Source organism: Polaribacter sp. NJDZ03 (genome assembly GCF_019263805.1).
Lineage (GTDB): Bacteria > Bacteroidota > Bacteroidia > Flavobacteriales > Flavobacteriaceae > Polaribacter.
On sequence record NZ_CP079195.1, the window covers coordinates 695,418 to 709,187 of the forward strand.

Annotated in this window: 12 protein-coding genes; 4 read left to right on the forward strand and 8 right to left on the reverse strand. The window is 32.5% G+C overall.

All coding sequences use genetic code 11. The features are described 5' to 3' along the window. Positions 1-99: 99 nt before the first annotated feature. The 4 genes from KV700_RS02950 (at position 100) to KV700_RS02965 (ending at position 3,644) form a co-directional block, all read left to right on the forward strand. Positions 100-669, forward strand: a complete 570-nt coding sequence (locus KV700_RS02950) for a Crp/Fnr family transcriptional regulator (protein WP_218599088.1) — start codon at positions 100-102, stop codon at positions 667-669. Between the two features lie 155 nt (positions 670-824). Beyond that, positions 825-1,565, forward strand: a complete 741-nt coding sequence (locus KV700_RS02955; protein WP_166387077.1) for an acyl-CoA desaturase — start codon at positions 825-827, stop codon at positions 1,563-1,565. Between the two features lie 283 nt (positions 1,566-1,848). Beyond that, complete coding sequence (gene meaB, locus KV700_RS02960) at positions 1,849-2,862, forward strand: methylmalonyl Co-A mutase-associated GTPase MeaB (protein WP_218599089.1); 1,014 nt, start codon at positions 1,849-1,851, stop codon at positions 2,860-2,862. A gap of 29 nt (positions 2,863-2,891) precedes the next feature. Then, the gene (locus tag KV700_RS02965) at positions 2,892-3,644 is read left to right on the forward strand and encodes an acyl-[acyl-carrier-protein] thioesterase (RefSeq protein ID WP_218599090.1); all 753 of its coding nucleotides are present in this window, start codon (positions 2,892-2,894) and stop codon (positions 3,642-3,644) included. Between the two features lie 555 nt (positions 3,645-4,199). On the opposite strand, the gene scpA is transcribed toward KV700_RS02965, so the two are convergent. The 8 genes from scpA to mce form a co-directional block, all read right to left on the reverse strand. Beyond that, a complete protein-coding gene (gene scpA / locus KV700_RS02970; protein ID WP_218599091.1) occupies positions 4,200-6,332 on the reverse strand; it encodes a methylmalonyl-CoA mutase in 2,133 nt (710 codons plus the stop codon). Between the two features lie 52 nt (positions 6,333-6,384). Then, the gene (locus tag KV700_RS02975) at positions 6,385-8,184 is read right to left on the reverse strand and encodes a methylmalonyl-CoA mutase family protein (protein ID WP_218599092.1); all 1,800 of its coding nucleotides are present in this window, start codon (positions 8,182-8,184) and stop codon (positions 6,385-6,387) included. 78 nt (positions 8,185-8,262) lie between these two features. Then, positions 8,263-9,552, reverse strand: a complete 1,290-nt coding sequence (locus tag KV700_RS02980; protein ID WP_218599093.1) for an acetyl-CoA hydrolase/transferase family protein — start codon at positions 9,550-9,552, stop codon at positions 8,263-8,265. Between the two features lie 66 nt (positions 9,553-9,618). Beyond that, positions 9,619-10,950 (reverse strand): sodium ion-translocating decarboxylase subunit beta, encoded by a 1,332-nt coding sequence (locus KV700_RS02985; RefSeq protein ID WP_166387392.1) that lies wholly within the window; start codon positions 10,948-10,950, stop codon positions 9,619-9,621. A 10-nt stretch (positions 10,951-10,960) separates the two neighbouring features. Beyond that, on the reverse strand, positions 10,961-11,380 hold the full coding sequence (locus tag KV700_RS02990; RefSeq protein WP_166387394.1) for a biotin/lipoyl-containing protein: 420 nt from the start codon (positions 11,378-11,380) through the stop codon (positions 10,961-10,963). 3 nt (positions 11,381-11,383) lie between these two features. Beyond that, entirely contained in the window at positions 11,384-11,743 is a 360-nt protein-coding gene (locus KV700_RS02995; RefSeq protein WP_166387396.1) for an OadG family protein, read from the reverse strand. Then, positions 11,743-13,302 carry an acyl-CoA carboxylase subunit beta gene (locus KV700_RS03000; protein WP_166387398.1) on the reverse strand — a complete coding sequence of 520 codons (1,560 nt, stop codon included), beginning with the start codon at positions 13,300-13,302 and terminating at the stop codon, positions 11,743-11,745. Before KV700_RS03000 ends, KV700_RS02995 begins: the two co-directional genes overlap by 1 nt. Before the next feature lie 26 nt (positions 13,303-13,328). Beyond that, on the reverse strand, positions 13,329-13,733 hold the full coding sequence (gene mce / locus KV700_RS03005; RefSeq protein ID WP_218599094.1) for a methylmalonyl-CoA epimerase: 405 nt from the start codon (positions 13,731-13,733) through the stop codon (positions 13,329-13,331). Positions 13,734-13,770 lie beyond the last annotated feature (37 nt).

The following is a 13,770-nucleotide window of genomic DNA, read 5'->3' on the forward strand; positions in this document are numbered from 1 at the left end:
TAAAATTGTACAAAAATTAACTCTTATCCATCTAAATAAGAGGTATTGTATTTTTTGAAATACGTATATTTGTAACTCTATTTTAGTCTAAAAACACATTTGGAACAGATAAAAGCATACTTGCAGCAAATAGCCAACATATCTCAAGAAGATTGGGTCTTTTTTACGTCTAAATTACAGCCTCGTATCATTAAAAAGAAAACTGTTTTCTTAAAATTAGACGAAATTGAAAATTATATTTCTTTTATAGAATCTGGCGTGGTGCGTTTGTATATCCCTAAAGAAAATCCTGAAAAAGAAATTACTTTTGGTTTTAGTTTTAAAGATCAATTTATTAGTGCGTACGATTCTTTTTTAACCAGAAAACCTTCTGCTTACGAATTGCAAGCACTTACAGAAACGTCCATTTTAAGTATTTCTTATTCAGATTTACAAGAAATTTATAAAAAAACACAAATTGGTAATTTAATTGGTCGGTTAACTGCAGAACGGTTGTTTCTAATAAAATCTAGTCGCGAACAGAATTTACTAAATCTTACGGCAGAAGAACGTTACCTTAAATTATTTAAGGAACGTCCAGAACTTTTAAAAGAAATTCCGTTAAAATATATTAGTTCTTATATTGGTATAACCGCACAAGCATTAAGCCGAATTAGAAAACGTATTTAATAATATCTATACATTTTATAACACTTTTGGGTGTCCTTTTTATCATAAAAACGAGTCTTGGTTCTTGGTTATTAAAGCGCACTAGTCTTTTTTTATTGATTTAGGTTCATTGTTTCACCTAAAATAGCAGACTACCTTTGTCAAAAATTTTAAATATGGCAGTAGTTATTTTTATTATAGTGCTTTGGTATGGAGGATTGTTTTTTCAATCTTTCTTTTTACATCGTTATGCGGCACATCAAGTATTTACCATGTCTAAAACCATGGAAAAAATCACCTTTATTTTAACTTGGGTTTTTCAAGGATCTAGTTATTTAAGCGCTTACGGATACGGAATTATGCACAGAATGCACCATGCGTATACAGATACAGAAAAAGACCCACACTCTCCTTCTTACGATGCAAATATGTTTGCAATGATGTGGAAAACGAAAACTATTTATCAAGATATAAACGAGCAACGTATTGCTATTGATGAACGTTTTACTAAAAATGTACCGCAATGGAAATCTTTTGATTCTTTTGCTGGTTCTCGTTTTTCTCGCTTACTTTGGATTACCTTTTACATTTTATTCTTTGTCTTTTTTGTAACTGCTTGGTGGCAATGGTTATTATTACCAATTGCTTTTTTAATGGCACCTATTCACGGAGTAATCATCAACTGGTTTGGACATATTTATGGGTATGTAAACTTTAAAATGAAGAACACGAGTAAGAATCTTTTTCACTTCGATTTTTTAATGATGGGAGAAGGTTACCATAACAATCACCACAAACATGCTAGTAGCCCTAATTTTGGTGTAAAATGGCATGAAATAGACATGACGTATGTAATTATAAAAGTTTTAGATTTTTTAGGTCTTATTAAATTAAAAGCTATTAAGATTAAAAATTAATTGTTCTTAAAAAAAACTAAATGTCAGGTTGAGCGCAGTCGAAACCTATTTTTAAATAACAATATAGTTCTCGACTACGCTCTAACAGACTACAGAAAATTTCTATTTTTTTTATCCGTGCATTTACTCAAGTAAACTACATTAAATAATTTGTGAATTCATGGCGAATTAAACAACATCATCATACTATAAAAACACCCTTTAATTAGTGGTGTTTTTTTCATTTTTAGTATCTTTGTTAGACACGGAATTCTAGCAATAAACCTACCTTTCTATCTCTAAAATGAAAAACTACAAACCTAAAAAAAGATTACCTGCACAAGCTTATATAGATGGTGTTTTAAAAGGTGATAGAGTAATTCTGTCTAGAGCAATTACTATTATTGAAAGTAATTTAGAAAGTGATAAAATAGTCGCTAAAGAGATTGTTCAAGAAATATTACCAAGTTCTGGGAAATCTATTCGTATTGGTATTACAGGAGTTCCTGGCGTTGGTAAAAGTACCTTTATAGAAGTCTTCGGCTTGCATTTGGTTAAATTAGGTCACAAAGTTGCCATATTATCTATAGACCCAAGTAGTCAGCGTTCTAGAGGAAGTATTTTAGGCGATAAAACAAGAATGGACGAATTGTCTATTTTGCAAGAAGCCTATATTAGACCTTCCGCCTCTGGCGATACTTTAGGTGGTGTTTCTAATAAAACTGGTGAAACCATGTTGCTTTGTGAAGCCGCAGGTTACAATGTTATTTTAATTGAAACCGTTGGTGTTGGTCAGTCTGAAACTGCGGTTCACGGAATGACAGATTTCTTTTTACTTTTAATGCTAGCTGGAGCAGGAGATGAATTACAAGGAATTAAAAAAGGAATTATGGAAATGGCAGATATGATAGTCATTAATAAAGCCGATGGCGATAATATTACCATGAGTAAACTAGCTAAAAGACAATACCAAAATGCACTACATATTTTTCCGGCTTCAGAGTCTGGTTGGACTCCAGTAGCAAGTACTGCTTCAGCCATAAAAAACATTGGAATTGATAACGTTTGGGATGAAATTTTAAAATTTAAAAAATTAGTTGACGATAATGGTTTTTTCTTAAAAAATAGAAACCATCAACAAATAAAATGGATGTATAATAATATTAATGAAGAATTAAAACATTTGTTTTATGGTTCTAATAATATTAAAAGAGAACTTTCAGAATTAGAAAAAGATATTGTTACTGCTAAAATTTCGCCTGTAAAAGCGGCGCAACAAATTATAGAGGAATTTAAAAATTCTTTTAAACTGAATTAAAAATTCATGAATCTTAAAAATTGTATAAAATGATATTTCATAATTATTTTGATAAACAATTTGAATTAAGGTATTTTGAAGTGAATAAATTAGGGCTTGCAACACCTACTATAATGTTAGCCTTGTTAGAAGAAACGGCTGCAGATCATTCTCATTCCATAGGACATAGTTTATTTGATCTCTTAGAAAAAAATGCAGGTTGGGTGTTAGTTTCTGGCATTTTACAAATGATCCGTTATCCTAACTATAAAGAAAAAATTACCATCAGAACTTGGCTCTCCCACTACTCTTTTATCAAAGGATATAGAGAAAATATTATTTACGATGAAAAAAATAATATTATAGGCAGCGCAAAAGGTTTATGGGTTTTCTTTGATATTGATAAAAGAAAACCAATCCCTATTTTTAATGAAATTAAAGAAAAATGGTCTTGTCTTAATGAAGACTCTATTCATCGTGATATTAAAAAAAAAATAATTGCTGTAGACTCACCTCATCATACAAAACAATTTAGAGTCAATCGCTATGACACAGACGCTAATAAACACGTAAATAATATTAGATATTTACAATGGGTAATTGAATCGATTCCGGAAGAGATTACAGATAATTTCTTTTTACATGAAATTGATGGTCGTTTTATTGCTGAAGCTCAATATGGTGATACCGTTCTGTCTTTAACGCAAGAACTTGAAGAAAACAATTCTTTTGCACATACTATAAAAATTAAAGGAAGCAATACCATTTGTGCTACTGCCAAAACTATTTGGAAGCCGTATTAATAATTTTATTTTCCCTTAATATTTTAATATAAAATAGAACCATAACTAAGGCTATGATTAGAATTTCTATTGCATATTAAGAAAAAATAATTCAAATTTATTATCAATCATTTTAAAATTCATTTGGTATAAGTTAAAAAAAATCCTTAAATAAATTAAGATTTACGATAAGAAAACACAAAATAAGTGTTTTCTTATTATGTGACTTCCCCTCACATCGAAGTGATAAGAATGCTTCACTTCATTTTTTTTTCTTAATATTATAAAAAACAAAAAAGCCCAAACAAATAAATGTTTGGGCTTTTAAATATTAATAATCATTATTGTCCGATAAAAGACATAAGACCGCTTCGCTTTTAGAATCAAGAACCAAGACTTGACTCTAACACCTTGACAAAGAGATGTAACTTAAATTAAAATTAGTCTGCCTTTTCTCAGTAATTTTACTTAAAAAAAGCAAGGGTATCATCAAAAAACACATAAACCCTTGTTTTGAAAGATTTATCAAACTAAAAAAAAATATTAATCGGACACTAATGATTAATAATTTAAAACTTATTCTTGCTCTAAATATTTTTCCATAATGGTAATCGCAGATTCAGAAATTACAGTACCAGGACCAAAAATGGCTACTACTTTTCTTTCTAATAAATAATCATAATCTTGTGCAGGAATTACACCTCCAGCAAAAACCATAATATCTGGTCTTCCTATTTTTTCTAATTCAGTAATTAATTGTGGAATTAAAGTTTTGTGTCCAGCCGCTAAACTAGAGGCTCCAACAAAATGCACATCGTTTTCAACTGCTTGTTTAGCAACTTCTTCTGGCGTTTGGAATAACGATCCCATATCTACATCAAAACCTAAATCGGCAAAACTAGAAGCAACAACTTTTGCACCTCTATCATGCCCATCTTGCCCCATTTTTGCAATCATAACTCTTGGTCTACGACCTTCTATTTCTGCAAATTTATCGGTTAACCTTTGCGCTCTTGCAAATGTATCATCGTTTTTTACTTCTTTTCCGTACACTCCGCTTATTAATTTAGTATCTGCTTTATGTCTTCCAAAATGAACTTCTAAAGCATCTGATATTTCACCTAATGTAGCAAAATTTTCTGCAGCTTCCACAGCCAAAGCTAATAAATTACCTTTACCATTTCCTGCACAATCTTCTAAAGCTTTTAAATTGGCAGCAACCGCTTTAGAATTACGTTCCGCTTTCATTTTATTTATACGGGCTATTTGAGAATCTCTAACGACAGTATTGTCTATATCTAAAATTTCAATATTAGATTTTTCAGTCGTTTTAAATTTATTAACACCTACCAAAATATCTTGAGCAGAATCTAAACGCGCTTGCTTACGTGCCGAAGCTTCCTCTATACGTAATTTTGGAACTCCGGTTTCAATAGCTTTTGCCATTCCTCCTAGTTCTTCTACCTCTTCAATTAATTTCCAAGCTTTCTTCGCAATTTCTTGCGTTAAATATTCCACGTAATAAGAACCCGCCCAAGGATCAACTGACTTAGTCATTTGAGTTTCATCTTGAATAAATATCTGAGTGTTACGTGCAATTCTTGCAGAGAAATCTGTAGGTAAAGCAATGGCTTCATCCAATGCATTGGTGTGTAAAGATTGCGTTCCGCCTAAAGTAGCGGCCATTGCCTCAATACAAGTTCTGGCTACATTATTAAAAGGATCTTGCTCGCTTAAACTCCAGCCAGAAGTCTGACTATGTGTACGCAAAGCCATCGATTTTGGATTTGTGGGGTTAAACGTTTTTATAATTTTGGCCCAAAGCATACGTGCAGCACGCATTTTTGCAATTTCCATAAAATGATTCATTCCTACCGCCCAGAAAAATGATAAACGAGGCGCAAATTCATCAATTTTTAAACCCGATTTTAATCCGGTTCTTATATACTCCATTCCGTCTGCTAAGGTATATGCTAATTCAATATCTGCTGTTGCACCTGCTTCTTGCATGTGGTAACCACTAATAGAAATTGAGTTAAATTTCGGCATATTTTTAGTGGTGTAATCAAAAATATCACCTATAATTTTCATAGAAGGTAACGGTGGATAAATGTATGTATTACGCACCATAAATTCTTTTAAAATATCATTTTGAATCGTACCAGCAAGCTGATCTAAAGAAACACCTTGTTTTTTTGCGGCTGCAATGTAAAAAGCCATAATTGGTAAAACGGCTCCATTCATGGTCATAGAAACAGACATTTTATCTAACGGAATTTGGTCGAATAAAATTTCCATATCTAAAATAGAATCGATGGCAACACCTGCTTTACCAACATCTCCCGTTACACGTGGATGATCGGAATCGTAACCACGGTGTGTCGCTAAATCAAAAGCAACGGAAAGTCCTTTTTGACCTGCTGCTAAATTTCTTCTGTAAAAAGCGTTTGACTCTTCCGCAGTAGAAAAACCTGCGTATTGACGAATCGTCCAAGGACGCATGGCATACATGGCGCTATAAGGACCTCTTAAAAAAGGTGGTACACCAGCAGCAAAACCTAAATGTTCTGCTTTGCTAATATCTTCTTTTGTAAATTGTTTTTTTACAGGGATTCCTTCAGGAGTATTCCAAACATCTTGATTCTCTGCATTTGCAGCTGTTTGCTTAACAGCTGAATTTATTTTTATATCTGAAAAATCTGGTTTCATGTGTTTCTTTTTTATTGTTTTTCAATCGTCACATGTAATCGTAAAAACGATTTCATACTTCTAAAGATTTAAAGGTTTTTTGAACTTTTTTCTGAATATTAGAAAGCACAACAAGAACATCTGTTCTCATATTTACAACACCATCCAAACCAGCAGCCGTTAATTCATCCATGTTTTTTGGAGCACCAGCTAATAGTAAGACTTTGTCTGTATCAATTGCTCTAAATGTTTTTACAAAATCGACAGCGGTTGCATTGTAATCTTCATCGGAACTACAAATAACAACTACATTTGAATTTGATTTTGCGCTTTCTGTAGCGGCAATTGCTGCATTTGCAAAACTTTCTTCTTGGTGTACATCAAAACCACTTACACCTATAAAATCATAAGCAAAAGCTGCTCTGGCTTTACGCATCGTTAAGTTTCCATAACTGGCTAATTGAACAATTGGACGCACATTAGTTTCTGCTACTAATTCTTCTGTAACTCTACGCATTGCCTCAATTTCTAAAGAAGCTCTTCTTGGAATTAGCACCTTAGGATCATCTGTAATTCCTGAAGAAAGAACGTTTACAGGAACTTTTTCCATTAGGTTCGGGTATTTATTAATCCCAACCATAGGGGTTCTACGCTGACTAATTAGTTTTAATTTTTGAAGTCGGATTTCAGCAATTTGCTGTTGAATGGTTTCGTTTTCAAAATTGATATAAAAACCACCATCTGCTTCAATCGCCTTAAATAATTCTAATGCTTTTTCGGCTATCTTAGAGCTTACTTCTTCAATATAATAAGAACCATCTACAGGATTGGAAACTTTACCAAAGTAAGATTCTTCTCTTAAAATGGTTGTAATATTACCAGCTATTCTACTTGAAAAATCGGATGCACTTTTAAATTCTTTATCATACGCATCAATTAAAACACCATCTACATTGCCTAATATTGCAGCCATTGCTTCTGTAGTACAACGCAATAAATTTGTTTCTGCATCTGTTACAGATTTACTCCAAATAGACGTTTTTGCAGTAATTGTGTTCGCAAAATCTGTAATTTGATATTTAGCAGCAACCTCAGCTAATAAATTATTAAACGCTCTAAATTTACCAATCTCTACAAAATACTCTAAACCAATGGCTAAATTGAAGTTTAGATTATTGAAAATATCTTGAACTGCAATCTCTTTTTCTTTCAGTTTTTCTGTTAAGAAAACTAGAGAACTTAATGTATACGCTATTTCTTGAACTTGATTTGATCCAGAATCTAAATACTCCGTTCCAGAAATAGAAATTGCTTTAAAATTTGGAAAATCACTCGTTAATTTCACTAATTCTGCAGTAATATCAACAAGGTTTTCATTAAAAACACCAGTTGTTACATAACTAGAAATCAGGTCTGTATCTATATAACCTTTTAAGTTTTTACCTTTAGCAAATGCAACTAACTCCTTTGTAAAAGGGATTGCATTATTAAATAATTTAAAGGATACAGAAATCTCATTTAAATCTATTCCGTTTAAAAGCTCTTTAACAGATACATTTGTTACCATTTGAAAAATGATTCCGTTTATACCTTCTTCAATTGCTTTTAGAGCTAAATCATTTCCAGATTTTCCACAACAAGCAGATACACTTCTATAGTTTACCAACGACTGTGAATTCTCTCCTGTATTTTTTAGCTGTGTAATTGAATTTTCAATAGTATAACAAGGCTGAAAATTGATACCAGTAAGGTTTTTCCATACTAGTTTTTTATCAAAATCAGCACCTTTTAAATCTGCGGTCACTCTTTCCATCCACTGTTCAGTAGAAACTGAAGAAAAATCTGAAAATAGTGCTTTCTTTTTATCGCTCATTATGTGTCAATTTTATTAATTATTTAAAAACTACAGTTCCTTAAAAATAGACTTTAAAGAACTGAATTTTCCATATATTTATTTAACCCTAATACTACTTCCAAATCTTTCAAAAATAGCTTTGTCTAATTCTTCTCTGTGATCTGGGTGCGCAATATCTCTTAGTGCTTGTGCTCGTTGTTTTAAATTTTTACCAAATAGTTCTGCAATACCATATTCTGTAGCTACAAACCTTGCGTGCGCACGAGTTGTTACCACACCTGCTCCAACTTTTAACATTGGTGTAATTTTAGAAATTCCCTTATTTGTAGTTGAAGTAATTGCACAAATTGGTTTTCCTCCTTTTGATAATGCCGCTCCTCGCATAAAATCCATTTGACCACCAACACCAGAAAACATTCTTTGACCGATAGAATCTGCACAAATTTGACCTGTTAAATCTACCTCGATGGCAGAATTTATTGCTGTTACTTTTGGATTTTTACGGATTATAGACGTATCATTTACATAGGCAATGTCATTCATTTCTATTTCTGGATTATCATCCATAAAATCATATAAACGACGTGTTCCCATTGCGAAACCTGATACAATTTTATACGGATTCGTTTTCTTTTTAGATCCATTTACAATGCCTTTTTCAACTAAATCGACAATTCCTTCAGAAAACATTTCTGTATGTATACCTAAATTTTTATGGTTATGTAAAAATGTTAAAACAGCGTTAGGAATTCCTCCAATGCCCATTTGAAGTGTGGCACCATCATCTATAATTTCAGCAATATTTCTACCTATAGATTTTTCAATATCACACGGTTCTACAAATTTCATTTCGTAGATTTCTTCTTCAACTTCAACACAAGCATCAAAATGTTTCAAATGTATTTGTGCATCGCCAAAAGTTCTTGGCATGCGAGGATTAATTTGAGCAATAATGGTTTTACCTTGTTCTATACCAGCAATAACAATATCTACCGAAACTCCTAAAGAACAAAAACCATGTTTATCTGGTGGTGATACATTTACCAATACCACATCTAATTTCATATATCCTTCACGAAATAAACTTGGTATTTCACTTAAAAAAACCGGAATATAATCTACCGTATTTCCTACCATTTTACGAATGTTTCCTCCAATAAAAAAAGCATTGGTATGAAAACTTTCTCTTAATTCTGGAGCTGTATAACCACAAGCTCCTTCGGTATGTAAATGAACAAGCTCAACATTTCTTAATTCGGGAGCTCTAGCTACCATGGCATTTATTAAAGCCTGTGGTGTAGCCGATCCTCCTTGGATTAAAACTCTATCGTTAGATTTGATTAACTGAACAGCTTGTGCAGCTGTCATTTTATTTGGTATTTTCATATTATCAAATTTTAAAAATTGTTGTTTGTCCATTTACATACTAAAATGAACCTTCTATTTCATCATTTATCCTAAGAAACTTAAAATAATACCTGCAGCAATTGCAGAACCTATTACACCAGCAACATTTGGCGCCATAGCATGCATTAATAAGTAATTACTTGGGTCAGATTTTAAGCCTTCAATATGTACTACACGAGCACTATCTGGAACCGCTGAAACTCCTGCTGCACCAATTAAAGGGTTTATTTTATTACCTTCTTTTAAAAATCTATTCATAAATTTAGCAAACAGTAAACCTCCACAAGTAGCAATTACAAATGATACGGCTCCTAAACCAAAAATTAATAATGAATCTTTTGTAATAAAGATATCTGCTTGTGTAGAGGCACCTACGGTAACACCTAATAAAATAGTTACAATATCAATTAACTTCGTTCTTGCTGTATCTGCTAATCTTTCTGTTTTACCAGATTCTTTTAATAAATTACCAAAGAATAACATCCCTAATAATGGTAATGCACTCGGAGAAATAAACGTTGTTAAAATTAAAGCTACTACAGGAAAAATCATTTTTTCTTTTTGAGTAACAGCTCTTGGTGGTTTCATTTTAATTTTTCTATCCTCTTTAGAGATTAACATTCTCATTAAAGGAGGTTGAATTACAGGAACCAAAGCCATATAAGAATAGGCTGCAATAGCAATAGGGCCAATAAGATTTTTTACCGTGGTACCATCTGGCAATATATTAATACCATTAGCTAATTTTGATGAAAGGAAAATTGCTGTAGGACCATCTGCTCCACCAATAATACCAATTGCACCTGCTTCTGGAAGGTTAAAACCTAAATATAAAGCTCCCATAAAGGTTGCAAATACACCAATTTGTGCAGCTGCTCCTAAAAGCATTAATTTTGGGTTTGCAATTAAAGAGGAAAAGTCTGTCATTGCTCCTATCCCTAAGAAAATTAGCGGCGGATAAATTCCTTTTACTACTCCAAAATAGAGATAGTTTAATACAGATCCGGTTTCATAAATACCTGTTTGGTTTCCGGCCACAAAAGGGATATTTCCTAAAATAACACCGGTACCAATAGGAATTAGTAGTAGAGGTTCATAATCGAATTTAATACCTAAGTAGATAAATGTAATTCCTATTACAATCATTATTAAGTTTCCAGAGGTTGAATTTGCAAACCCGGTATAACTATAAAATGTTTTTATTCCTTTAAATGCTCCTTCAAAAACACTCACTTCTTGTGGTGCTTTATCAACTTGCGTTGTAGTAACCGTAGCGCTGTCTATGGAGTCTGGGTTAGCATCTGAGCTTAATCCTAAAACTGGTCTAATAAAGATCAATAAAGATAAAACGCAGAATATTAAAATTACTTTTTTCATACTTCGTGTTTTATTCTAGTTCTATCATTAATTCATCATGCAGTACTTGTTGCCCTACACTAATCTTTATGGCGGTAATAGTACCTGCCTTTTCACAGACAATACTATTTTCCATTTTCATAGCTTCTAAAACAAGCATTCTATCCCCTACTTTTAGTGTATCGCCAACTTTTACATCAATAGATAGTACAACTCCTGGTATAGGTGCAACAATTCTTGTTTTTGCAGATTTTGGATTTACTTGTAATGGTGCAGAAGGTTGTTTAGATGCAGATCTAATTAATGTAGGTGTTTTTGTTTTCTTCACCTCTTCTTGCATTTTTACTTCATAAGACGTACCATTAACTTCTAAGTTAATAATATTATCTTCATGAGATTTTATAGTAACGGTATAGCCGTTTTCGTTTACTTTAAATTTATAGCTTTTCATTTGTTATAATCTATTTTGAATTCCGTAAATTTTAGAACTCCATGGTGAATACGTTTTTTTAACTTGTTTTATGGTTAAAATTGCGCTTTCATGGTCGTGTTGTTCACTTGTATACATATGTACTGCAGCACCAATAACCGCAGAAATTTCACCAGTAAAATTATGATCTCCTTTTACTTTTATTTCACTGATTTTCTTATCCTTTCCTTTGGTAATTATTTTGTACACATAAAGCATTACAGGCAATCCATAGTTAAAGAAAAGTGCTAGTACTACTAACGCACTAAAAACAATGAATAACCCTGTAAATAAAATAACGTAGCCTTCATTGATATTGCTGGTATTTAAAAATATGTTTGTCATTATAATGGAATGTTTGAGTGTTTTTTTGGAGGATTTACATCTTTTTTATTTTGAAGTAATTCTAATGCTCTAATAATTCTGAAACGCGTGTTTCTTGGCTCTATAACATCGTCTATAAATCCGTATTTTGCTGCCATGTATGGATTTGCAAACTTGGCAGTATACTCATCCTCTTTTTTCTGAATGTACTCTTGTTTTTCATCTGCATCTTCTATTTTTCGAATATTAGATCCTTCTAAAACTTCTACAGCTCCTTTAGCTCCCATTACAGCAATTTCTGCGGTTGGCCACGCATAATTTACATCACCTCGTAATTGCTTACAACTCATTACATCATGCGCTCCACCATAAGATTTACGTAAAGTAATTGTTACTTTAGGTACAGTTGCTTCTCCATAAGCGAATAGTAATTTTGCCCCGTGTAAAATAATTCCGCCGTATTCTTGACCTGTTCCTGGTAAGAAACCTGGTACATCAACTAAGGTTACAATAGGAATATTAAAAGCATCGCAAAAACGAACAAATCGTGCTGCTTTTCTTGAAGCATCAATGTCTAAAACACCTGCATAATATTTAGGTTGATTGGCAACAATGCCAACCGGACGACCATTAAATCTAGCAAAACCGACACAGATATTTCTAGCATAATTTCTGTGCACTTCTGTAAATTCTCCATTATCTGTAAGGATTGAAATTACATCTACAATATCATAAGGTTGATTTGGGTTTTCTGGAATAATCTCATTTAAAGCATCTTCTAAACGATCAATAGGATCGTTACAAGGTAAAATGGGTGCTTCTTCTAAATTATTTGAAGGCAAGTAACTTAATAACTTACGCACTAATAATAAATTTTCTTCATCATTTGCAGCTAAAAAATGAGAGACTCCAGATCTAGTAGAATGAATTTTAGCGCCACCTAATTCTTCTGCCGTTACAACCTCTCCAGTAACGGTTTTTACCACTTTAGGGCCTGTAACAAACATATAACTTGTATTTTCGGTCATAATTGTAAAGTCTGTTAACGCCGGTGAATACACAGCACCACCAGCACAAGGACCTAAAATTGAAGAAATTTGAGGAATTACCCCAGAAGCCATAATATTTCTTTGAAAAATCTCTGCATAACCCGCTAAAGATCTAACTCCTTCTTGAATACGCGCTCCACCAGAATCATTTAAACCAATTACTGGTACACCAATTTTCATTGCCATATCCATTACCTTGCATATTTTTAAAGCATAGGTTTCAGATAAAGAACCACCGAATACCGTAAAATCTTGTGCAAATACATATACAATTCTTCCGTCTATTGTACCATGTCCGGTAACAACACCATCAGAAAGATAAATTTGTTTATCCAATCCAAAAGATTTTGTTCTGTGTGTTACAAACATATCAAACTCTTCAAAACTATCATCGTCTAAAAGAATATCTATACGTTCACGTGCAGTTAATTTACCTTTAGCATGCTGAGAATCGATACGTTTTTCTCCACCACCCATTTTAGCTTCCGCTCTTTTTTCAATGAGTTCGTTAATTTTATCTTGATTTGCCATTTTTATATAAGTATTTTCTTTTAAAATTATTCTTTAGAACAAAGTTCTGTAAGTACGCCCAAGGTAGATTTTGGATGAAGAAAGCCAATGTTTAGTCCTTCTGCTCCTTTTCTTGAGACTTTATCAATAAGTTTAACGCCACGTTGTTCTGCAGTTTTTAATGCTTCTGTTGCATTTGGTACCGCAAAGGCTATATGATGAATACCTGGTCCTTTTTTCTCTATAAATTTACCAATTGGACCATCCGGAGAAGTACTCTCTAATAATTCTATTTTTGTGTTACCTACCAAAAAAAAGGCTGTCTTCACTTTCTGATCGACAACCTCTTCTATAGAATAACATTTTAAACCTAAAACTTCTTCGTAATATTTTATGGATTCTTCTAAATTATTAACAGCAATACCTAAATGCTCTATATGTGAAATATTCATAATTTTGATGTTTTAATTTCATCAAATTTAGCATACA

What these genes read in the sequence shown, in the direction of transcription:
- KV700_RS02995 (WP_166387396.1), bottom strand. Translation starts at nt 11,743, where the DNA reads ATGACAAACATATTTTTAAATACCAGCAATATCAATGAAGGCTACGTT.
- scpA (WP_218599091.1), bottom strand. Translation starts at nt 6,332, where the DNA reads ATGAAACCAGATTTTTCAGATATAAAAATAAATTCAGCTGTTAAGCAA.
- meaB (WP_218599089.1), top strand. Translation starts at nt 1,849, where the DNA reads ATGAAAAACTACAAACCTAAAAAAAGATTACCTGCACAAGCTTATATA.
- KV700_RS02955 (WP_166387077.1), top strand. Translation starts at nt 825, where the DNA reads ATGGCAGTAGTTATTTTTATTATAGTGCTTTGGTATGGAGGATTGTTT.
- KV700_RS02990 (WP_166387394.1), bottom strand. Translation starts at nt 11,380, where the DNA reads ATGAAAAGCTATAAATTTAAAGTAAACGAAAACGGCTATACCGTTACT.
- KV700_RS02965 (WP_218599090.1), top strand. Translation starts at nt 2,892, where the DNA reads ATGATATTTCATAATTATTTTGATAAACAATTTGAATTAAGGTATTTT.
- KV700_RS02985 (WP_166387392.1), bottom strand. Translation starts at nt 10,950, where the DNA reads ATGAAAAAAGTAATTTTAATATTCTGCGTTTTATCTTTATTGATCTTT.
- KV700_RS03000 (WP_166387398.1), bottom strand. Translation starts at nt 13,302, where the DNA reads ATGGCAAATCAAGATAAAATTAACGAACTCATTGAAAAAAGAGCGGAA.
- mce (WP_218599094.1), bottom strand. Translation starts at nt 13,733, where the DNA reads ATGAATATTTCACATATAGAGCATTTAGGTATTGCTGTTAATAATTTA.
- KV700_RS02980 (WP_218599093.1), bottom strand. Translation starts at nt 9,552, where the DNA reads ATGAAAATACCAAATAAAATGACAGCTGCACAAGCTGTTCAGTTAATC.
- KV700_RS02975 (WP_218599092.1), bottom strand. Translation starts at nt 8,184, where the DNA reads ATGAGCGATAAAAAGAAAGCACTATTTTCAGATTTTTCTTCAGTTTCT.